The sequence below is a fragment of the Agrobacterium tumefaciens str. B6 genome (assembly GCF_001541315.1).
Lineage (GTDB): Bacteria > Pseudomonadota > Alphaproteobacteria > Rhizobiales > Rhizobiaceae > Agrobacterium > Agrobacterium radiobacter.
In genome coordinates, this window is the sequence record NZ_LMVK01000001.1 from 697018 (window position 1) to 717115 (window position 20098).

The window sequence follows — 20098 nt, forward strand, 5'->3', positions numbered from 1 at the left end:
CACGGCAGCTCGCTTACGCTTCCACCCCATAGGCCCGCAAATCCTGCTTCAGCTTTTCCGCACCGGTGAAGTGCACGGCCTGCCAGCCGGCTGCTTTCGCGCCTTCGACATTGGCGAGTGTATCGTCGATGAAGATGCTTGCGGCGGGGTTGAGGCCGAATTCTTTGGCGTGCAGATCGTAGATTGCCACATCAGGCTTCAACAGCTTCACATCACCGGAAACGGTGACGCCGCGCGGCAAAGTGAGGAAGGGGAACATTTTCTGCGCCTCGCGGAAGGTGTCGGAGGCGAAGTTGGTCAGCATCGTCACGTCGTGGCCGCCGTCGATCAGGGCAACCATGATCGCGACGCTGTCATCGTAGGAATGCGAGACCATTTCGTGCCAGAACTTACGGAAGGCGCGAATGTGTTCTTCCCGCTCGGGGAAGCGTTCCACCAGCAGCGCCTCGGCATCCTCCCAGCGGCGGCCGCGATCCTGTTCGAGGTTCCAGTCATGGGTGCAGACATTCTCGAAGAACCATTGGCGCTCGTCGGCATCGGGAATGAGACGGCTATAGGGAATATGCGGATCGTAATGGATCAGCACCTTGCCGATGTCGAATACGATATGCTCAATCTTGGTCATCGAAATTTCCTGCGTTCATCGAATGCGGATGGAATAGCTTGGGCGATGACTTTTTTCATCACCGTTGGCAGCGCCTGCGCGTCAAGATTTGTAACCGGCTCCCACCATCCGTCATCCGGGCGGGTTTGAAGGCCGTCCGGCGCCTGCGCGCGATAGACGGTGAGCCGCAGTTCGAAATGGGTGAAGACATGCACGATGACGCCCGCCGCCTGCCAGCCGGCGGCAAAGGGCGCATGGCTCGCCTCCGTGCCGCCATCCATGCGCGCGGTCCATGCGGTGGTCGGCACCTCGGTCATGCCGCCGAGAAGCCCGCTTTCGATGCGCCGCCGGAGCAGGATTTCGCCGCTCGCATTCACCGCGACGAAGGCGGCCCCGAGCCGCACCGGCTTTGCCTTCTTTGCGGCCTTGACCGGAAACCGTTCCGGCTCGTCATGGGCAAGCGCAAGACAGTGGCCGTTGAACGGACAGAGCGCGCAGGCCGGCCGTTTCGGCGTGCAGATCGTCGCGCCAAGGTCCATCATCGCCTGGGCAAAATCGCCGGGCCGATCAGGGGGCGTAAGCTCGGCCACCTTCGCTTTCATCGCCGGTTTGGAGCCGGGCAGGGGAGCATCGATGGCGAAAAGGCGGGAGATGACGCGCTCGACATTGCCGTCCATGACAGCCGCCTGCCGGTTAAACGCGATGGCAGCAACAGCCGCGGAGGTATAATCGCCGATGCCGGGAAGCTTCTTCAGGCCTTCTTCCGTATCCGGAAAGACGCCCCCATGTTCATTCGCCACGGCTTCCGCGCATTTTTTAAGGTTGCGGGCGCGGGCATAATAACCGAGCCCGGCCCAGGCCGCCATGACATCCTCGACCGGTGCCGCCGCCAGATCGCTGACGCTTGGCCAGGCGGAGAGGAATTTCAGGAAATAGGGTTTTACCGCCTGCACCGTCGTCTGCTGCAGCATGACCTCGGACAGCCAGACATGATAGGGATCGGCGCGGTTTCCTTGTCTCGCCTTGGCGGGAGACGTGCGCCAGGGGAGCTCGCGATGGTGCCGGTCATACCATGCGAGAAGTTGTTCCGCTGTCGGACGTGATATTTGTTGCCGCGTATGTGTGTTCATCGCCGCTGAACATAGACACGGTACGGCAATCTGCAACAGGAGACCCGTTGCTGTGACGTGGAAAACCGTGTCCGGTGACGAACGCCCGACATCGAAACCCATGATCCGATTTTGGAGGAACAGCCCCATGCCGAATGCGCTGCTGGATAATATACCCCAACCGCTGCTTTATGTTATCGGCGTTCTGTTGGCCCTGTGCCTGATTGGAAGCCTGCTGAATCATATTGGCCGGCTGTGTTTCGGGCGGCAGAACAGCGTGGCGTTTGTGGTTTCCCGCCTCATCGGCGAAGTCCGTGAACTGGAGAAGATGAGAGGCAAGCCCTCGCGCCGCTTTCGAATTATCGAATCCGGTTTCTGGGCAATTTTCTGCCATGGCCTGTGGATATACCTCTCCGTCGTCCTGACCTGCATGTTGGTGATTGCCGTTATCTCGGATAAGCCGGGAGTACCACATCTGAAGTTTTTGGCTGGGGCTTATTTCCTCTTTGGATGTTTGGTGGCGGGGGTGATACGCTTGGGCGCCTGCCGGGACTGGCGACGATTCCGCGCATTGTTGCGCGGAGAAGAAGATGACGATGGCGCGACCGCTTGAGGTCGCTTGGCCTCTGTCGAGGAGAGTATGAAGAAACCCGCAGATTCATTCCGCAAAGGCGTCGTGCAGATCGCCGAAGTCGCCAATGGCATCATGGACCCCGTGCTGTCGAAACGGGCGGGCATCAACACCGCGCTGCTCGGTTCCTGGGACGAGATCGCCGGTGAGGATTTTGCCGATTGCACGCGGCCGGAAAAGATCACCTGGCCGCGCCGCGACGAGGGCCCGGATCGCGGCGGTTATCAGCCGGGCGTGCTGACCATCGCCTGCGAAGGCGCGCGCGCTTTGTTCCTCACCCATGCGCAGGGCGAACTTATTGCCCGCATCAACGGCTTTTTCGGCTTTCCGGCGGTGCGCCAGATCAGGATCGTACAGAAACCGGTCTCCCAAACCATTCACCGTCGGGGCAAACCGCAGCCCCTGCGCGGCGATGCGGCAAAACGTCTCGACGACATGATGGAGGGTATCGAGAGTGAGGCGCTGCGCAAGGCGGTGGAGAGGCTCGGCACGGCGGTCTTGCAGAAGAAGCCGAGGGGCCGGGCGATTTGATCGGTCCGGTTGTCCTTGACTGGTCACAATTCTTTGACAAGAAGAGTCCAAAACCCCGCTTGTGATGAACAGGCCGTCGCTATATCGGAATCAACGGACAATAGAGTCTATTACCAACAGGTGCTTTCATGCATTTTCCCGAACTGACCATTTCCCGTCGCAGCCTTCTCGGCGGCGTTGCGCTTGCTGCCGTTGCCACGGCCCTGCCGTTTGCCTTCATGCCCGGTATCGCCGAGGCGCAGGAGTTGCCTGAATCCACCGGTGATGTGGATATGGCTGCGGTGATGAAGCCCGGCCCGCTGCCGGAAGCCGCACTCGGCGATGCCAACGCACCCGTCAAGATCGTCGAATATATGTCGATGACCTGCCCGCACTGCGCCAACTTCCACAACAAGACCTTCGAAGAGATCAAGAAGAAGTACATCGATACCGGCAAGGTCTATTTCGTGCTGCGCGAATTCCCGTTCGATCCGCGCGCCGCTGCCGCCTTCATGCTGGCGCGCTGCGCACCGGAAGGACAGTATTTCCCCTTCGTTTCCATGCTGTTCAAGCAGCAGCAGAGCTGGGCTGTCGCGCAGGATGCACGCGCCGCCCTGCTGCAAATGTCGAAAATGGCCGGTTTCTCACAGGAGTCTTTCGAGGCCTGCTTGACGAACCAGAAACTTCTGGATGATGTGAACGCAACGATGCAACGCGGTGCGACGGAATTCGGCGTCAACTCCACGCCGACTTTCATCATCAACGGCAAGAAATACGCAGGAGACATGTCGGTTGAATCCATGTCGGCTGTCATCGACAAGCTGCTCTGATCGCCGAAGCCTTAAAGGAACGGGCGGCGGATATTTCCGTTCGCCCGTTTTTTATTGCCGTTTTTCTGTCTGGAGCATGGCGGCATGAAGTTTAACAAGCTCCGCGTCGTCGGTTTCAAGTCCTTCGTCGAACCCTCCGAATTCATCATCGAGCCGGGCCTGACCGGCGTTGTCGGTCCCAACGGCTGCGGCAAGTCCAATCTGGTGGAGGCGCTTCGCTGGGTGATGGGCGAAAACTCCTACAAGAACATGCGCGCATCCGGCATGGATGACGTCATCTTCTCCGGTTCCGGCAATCGCCCGGCCCGCAACACCGCCGAGGTCGGCCTTTATCTCGACAATTCCGATCGCACCGCGCCCGCCGCCTTCAACGATGCCGATGAAATTCAGGTGACGCGCCGCATCGAGCGCGAAAACGGCTCGGTCTATCGCATCAACGGCAAGGAAGCGCGCGCCAAGGATGTGCAGCTTCTGTTTGCCGATGCCTCCACCGGCGCGCGTTCGCCCTCGATGGTGGGGCAGGGGCGTATCGGTGAACTCATCAATGCCAAGCCGCAGGCCCGCCGCCAGCTTCTGGAAGAGGCGGCCGGCATTTCCGGCCTGCATTCCCGCCGCCATGAAGCGGAGCTTCGCCTGCGCGCTGCCGAAACCAATCTGGAGCGGCTGGAGGATGTGACCGCCCAGCTGGAAAGCCAGATCGAAAGCCTGAAACGGCAGGCGCGGCAGGCCAACCGCTTCAAGATGCTGTCAGCGGATATCCGCGCCCGCGAAGCGACCCTGTTGCATATTCGCTGGGTAGAGGCGAAGGAAGCCGAGGGCGAGGCGGAAAGCGCGCTTAATCAGGCGACCAACATCGTCGCCGAAAAGGCTCAAGGCCAGATGGAAGCGGCCAAGCAGCAAGGCATCGCCAGCCTGAAGCTGCCGGAACTGCGCGAAGATGAAGCGCGGGTGGCCGCCGCCCTGCAACGCCTGCAGATTGCTCGCACCCAGCTGGATGATGAGGCAAACCGCCTGCTGCGCCGCCGCGACGAGCTGGCGCGCCGTCTCTCGCAGCTTGGCGAGGATATCGTCCGCGAGGAACGTCTTGTTTCGGACAATGCGCAAATCCTTGCACGGCTCGATGAGGAAGAGGCCGAACTCCTCGAAATCCTCTCCGATTCCGGCCGCCATGCCGAGGAGATGCGCGAAGCTTTCGAAACCGCCGCTATCAAACTGGCCGAAAGCGAAGCCGTCTTTACTGCAATCACCGCCGAGCGGGCCGAAGCGTCCGCCGCCCGTCAGCAATTGGAGCGGACGATCCGCGATCTTTCCGATCGTAAGCTGAGGCTGGAACGGCAGTCGCAGGAGGCCTCCGCCGAGATCGAGGCCATCCATGAAAAACTCTCCGGCCTTCCCGATCCTTCGGAACGGCGGGAAGCTGTCGAGGCGGCGGAGATTGCGGTCGAGGATGCCCTGATCGTCGCTGACGAAGCCGAGGCCGCTGTCGCCGAGGCGCGTTCCGCCGAAGCGCTGGCGCGCGGGCCTCTGGAAACGGCGAAAAACCGGCTGAACGCGCTCGATACGGAAGCACGCACCATCACCAAAATCCTTGCCTCCAGCGCCGCCGCCAATGGCAGCTTCACGCCGGTGGCGGAAGAAATGACGGTGGAGCGTGGCTTTGAAGCGGCGTTGGGTGCCGCCCTCGGCGACGATCTCGAAAGCCCGCTTGACGCCGCCGCCCCCGCCTATTGGGCCGGCAATGGCGACGGGGCGGGTGATCCCGCCTTGCCGCAGGGCGTGACGCCGCTGCTCGATTACGCCCAGGCGCCAGCGGCTCTCCGGCGCGCGCTTGCACAGATCGGCGTCGTCTCCGGCACGGCGGAAGCCCAGAGACTACTGCCATCACTCAAGGTCGGCCAGCGGCTGGTGACGCGCGAAGGCGCGCTGTTCCGCTGGGACGGCCATATCGCCAGCGCCGATGCGCCGGGTGCTGCAGCACTTCGCCTGTCGCAGAAGAACCGTCTCGCGGAAATCGAAGCTGAACTGGATGAGGCCCGCTCCATTCTCGAAGAGGCCGAAGACCAGCTTGCCGCCAGAACCGAGGACATAAGAAGCAGCGAGTTGCGGCTTTCGGAAGTGCGTGACGGAAGCCGGCTTGCGACCCGCCAGCTTGCCGAGGCGCGCGAGGCGCTGACATCAGCCGAAAGGGCTTCCGGCGATCTTCTGCGCCGCCGGGATATCGTCTCGGAAGCGCTGAACCAGATCGGCGCGCAGATCGACGAGATCGCCGTTCAGGAAGAAAACGCCCGCATCGAAATGGAGGACGCGCCTGATCTTTCCGTGCTCGATCTCCGTCTGCGCGAAAGCCAGCTGGAAGTCGCGACCGACCGCGGCCTTCTGGCGGAAGCCCGTGCCCGCCACGAAGGCGTGAGCCGCGAGGCGGAAAGCCGTCAGCGCAGAATTCAGGCGATAGGGCAGGAGCGTTCCACCTGGCAGTCGCGTGCGGCAAGCGCCGCCGACCATATCGCCACGCTGCGCGAGCGCGAGGAAGAGGCGCGCGAGGAAATCGCCGAGCTGGACATAGCGCCCGAGGAATTCGACGAGAAACGCCGCAACCTCCTCAACGAATTGCAGAAGACGGAAGACGCCCGCCGCGAGGCTGCCGATCGGCTCGCCGAGGCGGAAAACCTGCAGCGCGCCGCCGACCGGGTGGCTGCAACGGCGCTTTCGGAACTGGCCGAAGCCCGCGAAAAGCGTGGCCGTGCCGAGGAGCGGCTGGTCTCCGCCCGCGAGAAGCGGCAGGAAACCGAACACCGCATCCGTGAAACGCTGAATACCGAGCCGCATATGGCGTTTCGCCTGACGGGCCTTGGTCCTGACCAGCCGAAGCCTGACATTCGTGATGTCGAACGCGATCTCGACCGGCTGAAGATCGAACGCGAGCGGCTGGGCGCTGTCAATCTGCGCGCCGAGGAAGAGCAGGCCGAGCTCTCGGCCAAGCTTGCGGCGCTCATCAAGGAACGAGACGACATCATCGATGCCGTTCGCAAGCTGCGCGCCGGCATCCAGAACCTCAACCGAGAAGGCCGCGAACGGCTGATCGCCGCCTTCGATGTGGTCAATTCGCAGTTCCAGCGGCTGTTCACCCATCTTTTCGGCGGCGGCACGGCGGAATTGCAGCTGATCGAATCCGATGATCCGCTGGAAGCGGGGCTGGAAATCCTCGCCCGTCCGCCCGGCAAGAAACCGCAGACCATGACGCTATTGTCAGGCGGCGAACAGGCGCTGACGGCGATGGCGCTGATCTTCGCGGTCTTCCTCACCAATCCCGCGCCCATCTGCGTGCTGGACGAAGTGGATGCGCCGCTCGACGACCACAATGTCGAGCGTTACTGCAACCTGATGGACGAGATGGTGGCTTCCACGGAAACCCGCTTCGTCATCATCACCCACAATCCCATCACCATGGCGCGCATGAACCGCCTGTTCGGCGTCACCATGGCCGAACAGGGCGTGTCCCAACTGGTGTCTGTTGATTTGCAGACTGCCGAACAGCTGCGCGAAGCCGTCTGAGGCGGCTTTTCCGGGAGCCAGCCCCGACTTTTGCCCAATGTGAATTTATCTTGCCGTATCACCCATTCGGGTGAGCGACATCACGCAGCATTTTGATATGTTTTCCCCAAGAGCCAAAGGGTTCTCTCCAGACCCCACCATCCGGTTTCCTGTACCGGATGGAATGCCTTGCGAGGCCGCTGCCGTGGCCTCGCAAGGCTTTCTTTTCCGGGTTCACAGAGTGAGATGGCTGTATGGCGGTAATCGTTTCCGGGGAACAAACCTCCTCCGTCATACCGGCCTTGAGCCGGTATCTAGCCAGCCCAAGTCCTTGGGCTGAAAAGACTCTTCCCGTTGCGCAGACGCATGGCGGCTGGATTCCGGCTCAGGGCCGGAATGACGGAAGGAGGAGACGCAGCGAATCCCTGTAAACACTTGGCCTGCTGCAACCGCCAATGGCGCAGTTTGCGAATTTCTCCACGCATGATGCACGGAGGCCTACCATCACTCACCCCGGCACCAGCCGCAGCCGCGTGCCCCAGGGGTCGATCGCTTCCACGACATTGTTCTCCATCTCCACCAGCACGTAACCGGCGGCCCGCAGCCGCGTTTTCTGCGCCTCGAGATCGGCGGGATTGCGAATGGTGAGAGAAAACCAGTCGAGGCCGGTTTCCATGGCGTTGCGTTCCTTCGCGCCGCGGCTGTTCCATGTATTCACCGCCAGATGATGGTGATAGCCGCCGGAAGAGAGGAAAGACGCGTCCGAGCGCGCATCCTGCGTCGGTCGCAGGCCGATGGCCTCTTCGTAGAAGGCGCGGGCGGTGGCGATTTCGCCGACCCGCAGGTGAACGTGTCCGATGCGCATCCCCGCTGGGGCTGTCTCATAATCGCTTCTTTTGGTGTCGGTCAGCTTCACGAGATCATCAATATCGAGTTGTTCGGTGCCCATTTTCACCACGCTGCCGCTCCAGACCCAGGTGTCCTTCGGCCGGTCGCTGTAAACCTCGATGCCGTTGCCTTCGGGATCGTTGAGATAGATCGCCTCACTGACATTGTGATCGGCAAAACCTGACAGCGGCACCTGCTTCAGCGCCGCATGCACCAGCCAGCGCGCCAGATCCTTGCGGGAGGGCATCAGATAGGCGATGTGGAACAGGCCGGCGGAGGTGGGGCTTTCGAAATCCGCGGCCGGCTTGTGGACGAGATCGAGCAGCGGAACAGTGCCAACGCCGAGCGTCACGCCTCTGGCCGTGCGTTCCACCTCGTTCATGCCGAGAACCGAACGGTAATAATCGATCATTGGATCGAGTTCGCGCACCCGAATTGCGGCCTGGCCGATATGCATCGGCGTCGTCAGCGCAAAGGGAAGGGCAGAGGCGGCCCCTGCGACGGATACTGCGCCTTCGGCTCTGAGCGCCCCGGCAAGCGCGCTGGCGGCGCAGGAAATTCCGGCAAATTTAAGCGTATGGCGGCGGGTAAATTGCATGAATAATCTCTTTGTCGGCGATTTGAATGGCTTAGGCAACACTCCGTTTCAGCGCACTACACGAATGCGTCAATCATGGCGTTATTCGGCCTTTACGGCAATTCTGGCGCGCAATTTGCCGCAATTATGCTGCACTGCGATGTAAACTGCACGTTGCGGCGTTCCCAACATGCCGGCAATGCTGTAGATGATAGAAAAATGACAACGCTTCTGGGTGGAGAGCGTGGAATGAAAAAATGGGTTTATACCTTCGGCAACGGTGCTGCCGAAGGCAGGGCAGGTGACGTTGCGATATTGGGCGGCAAGGGCGCGAACCTTGCCGAAATGGCAAGTCTCGGCCTTCCCGTCCCCCCCGGCCTCACCATCATAACCGATGCCTGCGCCCTTTATCACAAGAATGGCCACGATCTTCCCGAGGACCTGAAGCTGCAGGTCATGGCCGGCCTGCACGGCATGGAAACCGTGACCGGCAAGACCTTCGGCGGCAGCCAGTCGCCGCTGCTCATCTCCGTCCGTTCCGGCGCGCGCGCTTCAATGCCCGGCATGATGGATACGGTTCTCAATCTCGGTCTCAACGACCGCACCGTCGAGGCGCTGGGCCACGATGCGGGCGACGCCCGTTTTGCCTGGGATAGCTACCGCCGCTTCATCCAGATGTATGGCGATGTCGTCATGGGCCTCGACCATGAAATGTTCGAGGAAATTCTCGAAGACGAAAAAGGCCGCCTCGGCCATGAATATGATACCGACATGTCGGCGGTCGAATGGCAGCACGTCGTTTCGCTCTACAAAAAGCTGATCGAGGATGAGCTGGGCGAAGCCTTCCCGCAGGACTGTCACGTCCAGCTATGGGGCGCGATCGGCGCGGGTTTCGCCAGCTGGACCAACCACCGCGCCGTGACCTACCGGCACCTGCACAATATTCCGGGCGACTGGGGCACGGCCGTCAACGTTCAGGCCATGGTCTTCGGCAATCTCGGCTCGTCCTCGGCAACGGGCGTCGCCTTCACCCGCAACCCTTCGACGGGCGAGGCGGAGCTTTACGGCGAATTCCTCGTCAATGCTCAAGGGGAGGACGTGGTGGCGGGCATCCGCACGCCGCAATCCATCACCGAAGCCGCACGTCTTGCCTCCGGCTCCGACAAGCCTTCGATGGAAAAGCTGATGCCGGAGGCTTTCGGCGAATTCCTGGCGATCTGCAAGCGGCTGGAAAACCACTATCGCGACATGCAGGATCTGGAATTCACCATCGAGCGCGGCAAGCTCTGGATGCTGCAGACCCGTTCCGGCAAGCGTACCACCCGTGCCGCCATGAAGATCGCCGTCGATATGGTCGAAGAAGGGTCGATCTCGCAGGAGGAAGCCGTCTGCCGCATCGAGCCCTCATCGCTCGACCAGCTGCTTCACCCCACCATCGATCCCGGCACGTCCCGCCCCATCATTGGCTCCGGCCTGCCGGCCTCGCCGGGGGCGGCGACGGGTGAGATCGTCTTCGCCGCGGAAGAGGCGGTTGCAGCGGAGGCGGAAGGTCGCCGCGTCATTCTGGTGCGCATCGAAACCAGCCCGGAAGATATTCACGGCATGCACGCCGCCGAAGGCATTCTGACGACGCGCGGCGGCATGACCAGCCACGCCGCCGTGGTGGCGCGCGGCATGGGCATTCCCTGCGTCACCGGCGCGGGCTCCATGCGTGTCGACATGCGCAATAAGGTGCTGATCGGCGTCGGCTGCATGCTGAAACGCGGCGATGTCATCACCATCGACGGTTCGTCAGGCCGGGTGCTGAAGGGCGAAGTGCCGATGACGCAGCCGGAACTCTCAGGCGATTTCGGCAAGCTGATGCAATGGGCCGATGGCCTGCGCCGCATGACCGTGCGCACCAATGCCGATACGCCGGCTGATGCCCGCGCCGCCCGCGCCTTTGGCGCTGAGGGTATTGGGCTGTGCCGCACCGAACATATGTTCTTCGAGGGCGACCGCATCCATGTGATGCGTGAGATGATCCTTGCGGAAAGTGAAAAGGGCAGACGGGCAGCGCTCGACCAGCTTTTGCCGATGCAGCGTTCGGATTTCACCGAACTGTTCCAGATCATGCACGGCTTGCCGGTGACGATCCGCCTGCTCGATCCGCCGCTGCACGAATTCCTGCCGAAGACCGATGGCGAGATCGTCGAGGTGGCCGCCGCCATGGGCATGCCGCAGACGGTGTTCCGCCAGCGGCTGGATGCGCTGCACGAATTCAACCCCATGCTCGGCCATCGCGGCTGCCGGTTGGCGATTTCCTATCCCGAAATCGCTGAAATGCAGGCGCGCGCCATTTTCGAGGCCGCCGTTGCGGCGGCGCGCATCACCGGGGCTCCTGTTGTGCCAGAGATCATGGTGCCGCTGGTCGGCCTCCGGTCAGAGCTTGATTACGTCAAGGCCGTCATCGACACGGTGGCGGCCGAGGTGGCGGAAGAGACCGGCATGACGCTGGAATATCTGACCGGCACGATGATCGAGCTGCCGCGTGCGGCCCTGCGCGCCCATGTCATTGCGGAAGCCGCGGAGTTCTTCTCTTTCGGCACCAACGACCTGACGCAGACCACCTTCGGCATTTCCCGCGATGACGCGGCGCGCTTCATCAATACCTATCAGCGCAAAGGCATCATCGAACGAGACCCGTTCATCTCGCTCGATTTCGACGGTGTGGGCGAACTGATCCGCATTGCCGCCGAACGCGGCCGCCAGACGCGGCCGGAGCTGAAGCTAGGCATTTGCGGTGAACATGGCGGCGACCCGGCCTCGATCCATTTCTGCGAGGATGCGGATCTTGACTACGTCTCCTGCTCGCCTTTCCGTGTGCCCATCGCGCGCCTTGCGGCGGCGCAGGCGACGCTGGCCGCAAGGTCGAAGCAGGGGGAAACGCCAAGCAATGTCGCCTTCATCCCCGTCAGGGGTTCTGTTGGACGATGATGCGCCGCTCCACCACCACGGGGCGGTAGAACATGTCGCGGTTCATCTGCGCCTGCCAGGCGCGGTTGTCGGCGCGGCGGTCCATTTCCAGATCGAGAAGGCAGCCCGCCATCGGGTCCGTGCCGGGGCGGAACCCATACCCCCGGCATGTCGCCTCATCCCGCGCCCGACGCTCTTCCGGCGTCAGCGTCTGGCAAGCGGTGAGCGCCAGCATAGTGGCAAGCGCACCGAAGACGATGGAAACGCGCATTTTGTTTCTCCCTTAACATGACAGCCGTACGGCACTTTTATTGCCGCGATTGATACGCCTGTTTTGATATGGGGAAAAGCCGCGTTGGGGTGGAAAGTTGCATCAATCCGCCATGGGGAAAGGCCCCGCAAGCGGCGATAGCCGGATCGGTTCAGACAGGGCAGCGCGACGTTGCAAAACCTGTTCAGGAAACGCGCAAGAAAGACGGCGGGAACAAACCCTGTTGAATAAGCCAGTCACCGACCAGAACCGTGAGGATGGCGATGAGGACAATACCACCGATAAATGCGAAGAGGCCGAGCGTGGCGTGCGTCCACCGGCGGGTTTGATAGAGATAGATCGCAAGCCCGATGGGTGCGAGCAGAATGGTCGCGAGTTTGGCGGCAGAACTGCGCCGAAGGTCCCGCTTTTCGGCATCCTCTATCTGCCACCAGGCAAACAGCGTGATGATGCCGACCATCTGCACCAGATCATTTGCGGTAAAGGAACTTGGAGGTCCGGCAGGCCAGACGGCCGCGTCGATGAGAAGCCCGAGGGATATGAAGGCGAGCAGGCCGACATAGATCCAGTTACGTTTCACCATGCACAGGTTCCGCCGAAAGATGCGTTGTTGTCTGTGCCGTTATCGCTATCGATCGAACCATCTCCGTCAACCCCAAACTCTCATGGAGCAACGGACATGGCCCTCGTTGGGGCGTCTCCGTTTTACCGGAAACGCCCCATGATGATCGCAGTCAGGCCGCCACGACTTCCCGGTCATCGAGTGCATCGATGTCCTTGGCGTTGTTATAGACGGCCTCGTTGAGGATGCCCTCGCGCTTGGCGACGATGGTGGGCACCAGCGCCTGACCGGCGACGTTGACCGCCGTGCGGCCCATGTCGAGGATAGGGTCGATGGCGAGCAGCAGCCCCACACCTTCCAGCGGCAGGCCGAGCGTGGAAAGGGTGAGCGTCAGCATCACCACAGCACCTGTCAGACCCGCCGTTGCGGCAGAGCCGAGCACCGAGACGAAGACGATCAGCACATATTCCTGGATACCGAGCGGCACCTGGAAGAACTGCGCAATGAATATCGCCGAAATCGCCGGATAGATCGCAGCGCAGCCGTCCATCTTGGTGGTGGCGCCGAGCGGCACGGAGAAGGCGGCATATTCGCGCGGCACGCCGAGGCTCTTTTCCGTCACGGTTTCGGTGACGGGAAGCGTGCCGATGGAGGAGCGCGAAACGAAGGCGAGCTGGATGGCCGGCCATGCGCCAGCAAAGAAGCGAGACGGCTTCAGGCCATGGGCGATCAGCAGGGTCGGATAGACCACGAACAGCACCAGCGCCAGACCGATATAAACGGCGGCCGCATACCAGCCGAGCTGCGAAAGCGTCGTCCAGCCATATTGGTCGACCGCGCGGCCAAGCAGGCCGATGGTTCCGATGGGGGTGAGGCGGATGACCCACCACAGGATTTTGCGCACGATGGCAAGCAGCGACTGGTTGAAGGCGAGGAACGGCTCCGCCGCCTTGCCCGCTTTCAGCGCGGCAACGCCGAAGGCGATCGACACCACGAGAAGCTGCAGCACGTTGAAGTTCAGCGAGGTGCTGCCGGCGCCGTTGTTGATTTTGGTCGAGGCTTCGAGGCCGAAGACGTTGGCCGGGACGAGGCCCTTCAGGAAGTCGAGCCAGGAGCCGGTGGAGGAGGGTGCCGCCGCTGCCGTATTGGCAATCGCCGTATTGACGCCCGGCTGGATGACGAGGCCGAGCACGATACCGATAACCACCGCGATCAGCGCGGTGATGGCAAACCACAAAAGCGTCTGCCAGACGAGCTTTGCCGCGTTGGAGAGGTTCTTGAGATTGGCGATGGAGGCGACGATGGCCGTGAAGATCAGCGGCGGAACGAGAGCGCGCAAAAGCTGTACGAAAATGCTGCCGATGGTCTGCAGCGTCACCGAAAGCCAGTTCGGACTGCCGGCGGCATCGGGACCGATGTTGCGCGCAACGAGCCCGAGCAGCAGGCCGATGACCATGGCGATCAGAACCTGAAAGCCGAAATTGCGATAAAAGGGTTTAGGCCCGGAGGGGCCGGCGGACGTCGTTGCCTGTGACATGACATGTCTCTTTATTGTGCAAGAAAACGAGAATGTTGCACTTTTTACACGCATTCTCGAGGGAGGTCGCCGAGGATACGCCGATTTCCTCAGCAATTAAGGGATGAACGTGCGTATTTGTTGCGTTGTCGGGGAATTATTCTCGCAAATGGCGAATTCTCAGAAAAATGTTTCTCCCCATCGCGCTTCCGTTCCCGGCCCCTGACGTGAGGTTTTCGCATTTTGGCTTGCGGATCAAACCCGTCCTTTGTTTTCCTCGCCGTAAATCCGGTCTATGACATCATATGCAGGTGATTCCCTGCCAGAATTCGGGTGCAACGCTTTTTAGCCAATGCGATCTAACGGATATCCGCTTTCATGACTGTGCGTTTCGTCCGGCCTTTTTCGGTTGCAGCCTATCTTTCCCGGTATCTGGGCCTTGCGGCGCTTGTACTGTTTCTCATCGCCGCCGGCATTCACCGTTTCGGGCCGCTGACGACGCCTGATCTCACCGGTCTGCTCGTCATTGCCGCCGGCATCGCTCTTGCGGCCGTACTTCTGGCGCTGATCGGCCTAGAGCGGCTGTGGACCAAGGGTGCGCGCGGCGGTCTTTCGGCGCTGGCGGCGTTGCTTCTTTCGGCGCTGCCGCTCGGCGTGGTCGGTTATGGCGCCTATCTTTATTGGCAGCAGCCGAAGATTTACGACATTTCCACCGACCTGAGCGATGTGCCGGAATGGCTGGTGACGCCCACGGCCAATCAGCAATGGCTGGTGCGGCCCGCTGTCATCACCAAGGCCGCCCGCGATGCGCAGATGGAGGCCTATGCCAGCCTCGCCGGCCGCCGTTATGAAGGCGCGATCGACCGCATCTATGCCGCCGCCAAGAAAATGGCCGCCGCCCAGACTATTCGCATCACCCACACGAAGGGGGTGATCGGGGCGGAAGATGCGCCCTCTGCCGGCATTCCCGAGCAGGACAGGACGCAGCCCGCGGAAGAGGGGCCAGTGGAAGACCTGCCCTCCATCGTGCCGGTGCCCATGGCCCGCCCGACTGACGCGCCGCAGCCCACCTTCTTTAATGGCAGCGGTGTTGTGCTGATGCAGGGTGAAACCCGCACCCGCATCTGGGGCCTGCGTTTCGATATCCTCATCCGCCTGAAAGAAGAGGCGGAAACCACCATCGTCGATGTCCGCGTCGCTTCCCGCTACGGCCCGCACGATCTCGGCATGGGGGCGGCGATTGCGGAAGCCTATCTCGATGCGCTGGATGCGGAAATGCAGGGGCTGAACGACAACTGAGGCTATTTGTCTTGTTGTGGCGCTGCCGCGTGTTTCTTCTCCCCGTCGGGGAGAAGAAACTGGTGGCACCTGCTCGTTCCCCAACGGGGCAGCGATCGACGAAAGCATCTTGAAAATTCGCGCGTCAAAACCTCATCACGCCGGAAAATATTCGCCCAGCAGCGAAGGCGCACCATCCGTCCGCACTTCGCCCTTTTCGATCAGGTCCTCTATATGCGCCAGCACGGAAAGGGCGGCCGCGCCGTGCAGGCGTTTGTCGGTGCTGGCATAGATCACCTTCACCATATCGGCGATCCGCCGGTCGCCTTCGCGGATGCGCTTCAGAACCGCCTTTTCCCGCATACGCCGATGAGCGCGCAGCCCGCGCATGAAGGCGGCGGGATCGGTGACCGGGCCGCCATGGCCGGGCAGGAACAGCCGGTCGTCGCGGGTGAGCAGCCTCTCCAGCGAGGTCATGTAATCGCTCATCGCCCCGTCCGGCGGCGCGACGATGGTGGTGGCCCAAGCCATCACATGATCGGCGGAAAAGACGATGCCGCTGCCGTCAAGCGCGAAGGCCGCGTGGTTGGCCGTGTGTCCCGGCGTGTGCAGTGCGGTCAGCGTCCAGCCGTCGCCGGAAAGGCTTTGCCCGTCGCCAAGCGCGATATCGGGCGCAAAAGCCGTATCGGAACTTTCGGCAAAGGGATTGGTCTCGCCCACATGCAGCGGCCGGGCGGCGCGGTGAGGACCCTCCGCCACCGTGAGCGCGCCGGTTGCCGCCTTCAGCCGCCGGGCGAGCGGCGAGTGATCGCGATGGGTGTGACTGACGAAGATATGGGTGACCTCGCGGCCATCAAGCGCCGCCATCAGCGCCTGAAAATGCGCCTCATCCTCAGGGCCGGGATCGATGACGGCGACGGAGCGGCCGCCGACAATATAGGAGTTGGTGCCGTGAAAGGTGAAGGCGGAAGGATTATTGACGGTGATGCGCTGGATGAGCGGGGCGACAGGAACCGCCTCGCCATAGGCCGGCTTAAAATCGAGATCGAATGCCGGGTCCGCCATTGAGACCTCCTGAAAAATGCCATGCCAGCTGAGCCACGGCCTCAACCGCGCCGCCGCCCAAGCCCTAACATGCGAACTTCGCCACGGCACCCAAAAAGCTTGGGTTTTGTGAAAAAATCGGTCGCCGGGTCATTGCCGGGCCGGGCAGGCTTTGCTAATCAGGCGCGGTTCGGGCAGCGGCGTTTCGCTTCACTGCCCTGTTGGGGCGTCGCCAAGCGGTAAGGCACCGGTTTTTGGTACCGGCATTCCCAGGTTCGAATCCTGGCGCCCCAGCCATCTATTCCAAGTCAGAACAACGTTCTCAAGTCCCTGCGGCCATCGATCACGCGAACGATTTCGACGGAACGTATTTCGTCGCCATTGGTATCCGGCACGGTTTCGTAGAGAATGACGTAAGGTGCCTCGATGAGCATGCGGGCAGATGGAAAAATTTCCGTGTGGCGTTCGCCCAGATGAGGATGGTCAATCAGACTCTCCGCTTTAGCGCGGAATCGAGCAAAATATCGCTCCGCGGCCAAGGGCTGCGACTTGCCGATATCGACATATATTTTCTTCACATCGCTGCGTGCGCGGGGCGTCCAGACAAGCTTAATGGTCACGATTTTTCAATGAAGCCAGTTCTGCACGCGCTTCATTGAGCATCTCGTCAAAATCCACTTCGGTTGAACCGCCACTGGCTTTGCCCTCGCTCCACAACGCGCGCAGCTTGGCGATGTCGTCGCGTCGTTGAACCCATTTTGCCGACCAGTCTCGCATCGCTTCACGGATAACTTCGCTGCTGCTGGCATAAGCACCGCTTTCCACGGCGTCGCGCAAGATTTCGGCGTGCTGGGGCGTCATCGAAACGCTGATCTTTTCAACGTTGGCCATGTCATTTCTCCATGGATATTTGGTAGGAATTATTACTACCAAATGGTTTTTGACGCGAGATATTTTTCGACGCCTTCAATGGCAATGGATTGGTGTGCACCGGATGCCGGGAGGCCGGAAAACCTCTCCTTCGTCATGCTCGGGCTTGTGCCGAGCATCTGCGAGGGATTGATTTTATTGAGCGTGGCAGATTCTCGGCACAAGGCCGAGGATGAGGGGGCGGGCGGAGTAGAACAAAAACGCCGCATATCCGGAGATACGCGGCGTTCTAATTCGAAAATCGCAGCTAAGCCTTAAAGCGCGATATCCGGCACCTTCTTCACCGGCGCACCCGCAGGTGCTGCACCGGCGCCCTTCAGCGCCTCAAGGTCAATCTGCGGCGGGGTCGGCAGCTGCAGGTGTTCGGCGGTGTAAGCCCATTCCTGCTGCACCTTTTCCGGGTCGTCATTGAGCTTGGTGCCGTAGCTCGGCACGATCTGGCGAAGCTTTGTCTGCCATTCCGGCGTTGCCACCTTGTCCTTGAAGACCTTTTCGAGAACGCTGAGCATGATCGGTGCTGCGGTGGAAGCGCCCGGCGAAGCGCCGAGCAGGCCGGCGATGCTGCCATCCCCTGCGGCGACGACTTCGGTGCCGAGCCTCAGCACGCCGCCCTTTTCTTCGTCGCGCTTGATGATCTGCACGCGCTGGCCGGCCTGCCACAGGCGCCATTCGCCCTGCTTGGCATTCGGGAAATATTCCTTCAGCGCGGCAAAACGGTCGTCATCCGACATCATCAGCTGGCCGGCGAGATACTCCACCAGCGGATATTCGTCGATGCCCACCCGCACCATCGGCCAGGCATTGCTTGTGGTGACCGAGGAGACGAGGTCGAAATAGGAGCCTTCCTTCAGGAACTTGGTGGAGAAGGTGGCGAAAGGTCCGAACAGGATAACGCGCTTGCCACCCAGCACACGGGTATCGAGATGCGGCACCGACATGGGCGGCGAGCCGACCGAAGCCTTGCCATAGGCCTTGGCCAGATGCTGCATCGTCACGTCAGGGTTTTCGTTGATGAGGAACGAGCCGCCCACCGGGAAACCGGCATAATCGTCCGCTTCGGGAATGCCGGACATCTGCAACAGATGCAGCGCACCGCCGCCAGCGCCGATGAATACGAATTTCGCGTCCACCACCTGTTCGGCGTCGGTCTTGGTGTTGGTATAGGTCACGCGCCAGCTGCCATCGGCATTGCGCTGAATGTTGGAAACCTCGCTATTGACCTGAAGGTCGAAATTCTGGTCGCTCTGCAGATGCGATACGAACTGGCGGGTGATTTCGCCGAATTCCATGTCGGTGCCGAGCGGCGACCAGGTCGCGCCGATCTTCTGGGAAGGATCGCGGCCTTCCATCATCAGCGGCACCCACTTCTTGATCTGCTCGGGATCGGTGGAGAATTCCATACCGGCGAAAAGCGGGCTGGCTTTGAGAGCCTGATAACGCTTTTCCAGATAGGCGACGTTCTCGTCACCCCAGACGAAGCTCATATGCGGCGTGTGGTTGATGAAGGAGCGCGGGTTCTTCAAGACGCCGTTGCGCACCTGCCAGGCCCAGAACTGCCGGGAAATCTGGAAGGATTCGTTGATGTTGACGGCCTGGGTGATCTTGATGTTGCCGTTGTCGTCTTCCGGCGTGTAGTTGAGCTCGGCAAGCGCGGAGTGGCCGGTGCCGGCATTGTTCCAGCCGTTCGAGCTTTCAAGCGCCACGCCGTCCAGCCGTTCCAGCATCTGCATCGACCAGGTGGGCTCCAGTTCGCGCAGCCAAACACCGAGCGTCGCGCTCATGATGCCGCCGCCGATCAAAAGCACATCGACCTTCTTGGCGGCCGTATTGGCGAGAAGCGGAGAAGAGGGCAGCGCCGCTGCGGCAATTCCGGCGAGCGCACCGCCCAGAACCTGTCGGCGGTTCAGCGGAAATGTATTGGAGAGATCAGTGAGCTGGGATTTGTCTTGATCGATGGGAGTCACGGCCATACCTGATTCTTGTTTTGTGTTAAAAACATTCCTCCCGATCGCCCCGTTACAGCAAAGCGCAAATCGGCACAACCCGGACTCATTCACTCCAGTTCAAGCGTTTTTGCAGGGATCTGGCCGGGACATATGGTCGCGCCGGCGAATTTTGCACATTTGCGGATCGTCATTTTTAGGGCGGTGAAGATTAGGCGATGCTTTCAAACGGTTGAAAGGGTTCTCTGCGCCCGATATCGCAAAAAGCCCGCCCGGCTGCACCTTGCCGGCCATCATGGCTGGCGCAATGCCGCTGCGGGCCGATTTTTTTTCAGAAAAATGACAAAAATCCCGAAAAAGTGAAAAGGCCCGCCGGTTCGGGCGGGCCTTGGCGCGTTCGGTTTGTGGCCGAAGATCAGTTTGCAGCGAGGAATTCCGCGCAATAGCTCGGGCCGTTGACGCCGGGGCGGTCGGAGACGGTGCGCACGGCGGTGATCTTGTAGTCGCTGGAAACGACGAGCTGCACGGTGCAGGAGAGCGACGCGGTGCGGGCCGGCGAGATCTGACGACCCTTCTTGCCATCCTTGCCCTCTTCGAACCTGGCCGGAATGGTGGCCTTCTTGTAGCCGCCACGCCAGTTATAGACCGTGGAGCTGCCGGTTTCCGTGTCACTCAGCGGCGGGCCGAATTTTGCGAAGAAAATACCTGCGGACTGGCCGACCCAACGGGTCTCAACGGGGCTCTTCTGGGTGAAGGAGGGAGTGGAGCCGCCCGTGGAAGTGGTGCAGGCCGAGAGCGCAATGGCAAACGCTGCGAGCGTTACGCTGCGAGATAGCATGGTGAAATGTCCTTTGTGCCGTGTCCGGCTTCCCGCCGGTCATTCCGTTCCCCTAGCAGATTTGGCGACGGGGGGCAGGGG

At 61.2% G+C, this 20098-nt stretch carries 17 protein-coding genes and 1 tRNA gene; 7 read left to right on the forward strand and 11 right to left on the reverse strand.

The genetic code is table 11. From position 1 onward, the window contains the following. Nucleotides 1–13: 13 nt before the first annotated feature. Complete coding sequence (locus ASB65_RS03420) at nucleotides 14–625, reverse strand: HAD family hydrolase (protein ID WP_003509082.1); 612 nt, start codon at nucleotides 623–625, stop codon at nucleotides 14–16. After that, nucleotides 622–1734 carry an A/G-specific adenine glycosylase gene (gene mutY / locus ASB65_RS03425; RefSeq protein WP_020812857.1) on the reverse strand — a complete coding sequence of 371 codons (1113 nt, stop codon included), beginning with the start codon at nucleotides 1732–1734 and terminating at the stop codon, nucleotides 622–624. Before mutY ends, ASB65_RS03420 begins: the two co-directional genes overlap by 4 nt. A 127-nt stretch (nucleotides 1735–1861) precedes the next feature. Here mutY and ASB65_RS03430 point away from each other — a divergent pair, with 127 nt between their 5' ends. The 4 genes from ASB65_RS03430 to ASB65_RS03445 all read left to right on the forward strand — a co-directional run bounded on the left by ASB65_RS03430 (nucleotide 1862) and on the right by ASB65_RS03445 (nucleotide 7236). Beyond that, nucleotides 1862–2326 (forward strand): hypothetical protein, encoded by a 465-nt coding sequence (locus ASB65_RS03430; protein WP_020812858.1) that lies wholly within the window; start codon nucleotides 1862–1864, stop codon nucleotides 2324–2326. 27 nt (nucleotides 2327–2353) lie between these two features. Further along, on the forward strand, nucleotides 2354–2875 hold the full coding sequence (locus ASB65_RS03435; RefSeq protein WP_003509079.1) for a DUF721 domain-containing protein: 522 nt from the start codon (nucleotides 2354–2356) through the stop codon (nucleotides 2873–2875). Nucleotides 2876–3003: 128 nt separating this feature from the next. After that, entirely contained in the window at nucleotides 3004–3684 is a 681-nt protein-coding gene (locus ASB65_RS03440) for a DsbA family protein (RefSeq protein WP_003509078.1), read from the forward strand. Between the two features lie 84 nt (nucleotides 3685–3768). Next, the gene (locus ASB65_RS03445; RefSeq protein WP_003509077.1) at nucleotides 3769–7236 is read left to right on the forward strand and encodes a chromosome segregation SMC family protein; all 3468 of its coding nucleotides are present in this window, start codon (nucleotides 3769–3771) and stop codon (nucleotides 7234–7236) included. A 487-nt stretch (nucleotides 7237–7723) separates the two neighbouring features. Here ASB65_RS03445 and ASB65_RS03450 read toward each other — a convergent pair whose 3' ends face one another. Further along, nucleotides 7724–8701 carry a VOC family protein gene (locus ASB65_RS03450; protein WP_060723009.1) on the reverse strand — a complete coding sequence of 326 codons (978 nt, stop codon included), beginning with the start codon at nucleotides 8699–8701 and terminating at the stop codon, nucleotides 7724–7726. A gap of 228 nt (nucleotides 8702–8929) precedes the next feature. On the opposite strand from ASB65_RS03450, the gene ppdK reads away from it, so the two are divergent. Continuing rightward, a complete protein-coding gene (gene ppdK, locus ASB65_RS03455; protein ID WP_060723010.1) occupies nucleotides 8930–11656 on the forward strand; it encodes a pyruvate, phosphate dikinase in 2727 nt (908 codons plus the stop codon). On the opposite strand, the gene ASB65_RS03460 is transcribed toward ppdK, so the two are convergent. From ASB65_RS03460 to ASB65_RS03470, 3 genes are all read right to left on the reverse strand, one after another. Further along, nucleotides 11634–11906, reverse strand: coding sequence for a hypothetical protein (locus ASB65_RS03460; RefSeq protein ID WP_020812862.1), 273 nt, complete (start codon nucleotides 11904–11906; stop codon nucleotides 11634–11636). The genes ppdK and ASB65_RS03460 overlap by 23 nt on opposite strands. 184 nt (nucleotides 11907–12090) lie before the next feature. Next, complete coding sequence (locus tag ASB65_RS03465) at nucleotides 12091–12489, reverse strand: hypothetical protein (RefSeq protein ID WP_020812863.1); 399 nt, start codon at nucleotides 12487–12489, stop codon at nucleotides 12091–12093. Between the two features lie 151 nt (nucleotides 12490–12640). Beyond that, on the reverse strand, nucleotides 12641–14005 hold the full coding sequence (locus tag ASB65_RS03470) for a dicarboxylate/amino acid:cation symporter (RefSeq protein ID WP_031234452.1): 1365 nt from the start codon (nucleotides 14003–14005) through the stop codon (nucleotides 12641–12643). Between the two features lie 357 nt (nucleotides 14006–14362). On the opposite strand from ASB65_RS03470, the gene ASB65_RS03475 reads away from it, so the two are divergent. Continuing rightward, nucleotides 14363–15283, forward strand: coding sequence for a DUF1499 domain-containing protein (locus tag ASB65_RS03475; RefSeq protein WP_060723011.1), 921 nt, complete (start codon nucleotides 14363–14365; stop codon nucleotides 15281–15283). Nucleotides 15284–15418: 135 nt separating this feature from the next. Here ASB65_RS03475 and ASB65_RS03480 read toward each other — a convergent pair whose 3' ends face one another. Further along, complete coding sequence (locus tag ASB65_RS03480; protein WP_060723012.1) at nucleotides 15419–16327, reverse strand: MBL fold metallo-hydrolase; 909 nt, start codon at nucleotides 16325–16327, stop codon at nucleotides 15419–15421. A gap of 201 nt (nucleotides 16328–16528) precedes the next feature. Here ASB65_RS03480 and ASB65_RS03485 point away from each other — a divergent pair. Beyond that, nucleotides 16529–16603, forward strand: a tRNA-Gln gene (locus ASB65_RS03485). Between the two features lie 11 nt (nucleotides 16604–16614). Here the strand turns inward: ASB65_RS03485 and ASB65_RS03490 are convergent. From ASB65_RS03490 to ASB65_RS03505, 4 genes are all read right to left on the reverse strand, one after another. After that, complete coding sequence (locus ASB65_RS03490; protein WP_060723013.1) at nucleotides 16615–16926, reverse strand: type II toxin-antitoxin system RelE/ParE family toxin; 312 nt, start codon at nucleotides 16924–16926, stop codon at nucleotides 16615–16617. After that, nucleotides 16916–17197 (reverse strand): type II toxin-antitoxin system ParD family antitoxin, encoded by a 282-nt coding sequence (locus ASB65_RS03495; protein ID WP_060723014.1) that lies wholly within the window; start codon nucleotides 17195–17197, stop codon nucleotides 16916–16918. The genes ASB65_RS03490 and ASB65_RS03495 overlap by 11 nt, the downstream gene beginning before the upstream one ends. A gap of 293 nt (nucleotides 17198–17490) precedes the next feature. After that, on the reverse strand, nucleotides 17491–19206 hold the full coding sequence (gene mqo / locus ASB65_RS03500; protein ID WP_060723015.1) for a malate dehydrogenase (quinone): 1716 nt from the start codon (nucleotides 19204–19206) through the stop codon (nucleotides 17491–17493). A gap of 388 nt (nucleotides 19207–19594) precedes the next feature. Continuing rightward, nucleotides 19595–20017, reverse strand: coding sequence for a hypothetical protein (locus tag ASB65_RS03505; RefSeq protein ID WP_003509022.1), 423 nt, complete (start codon nucleotides 20015–20017; stop codon nucleotides 19595–19597). Between the last annotated feature and the right edge of the window lie 81 nt (nucleotides 20018–20098).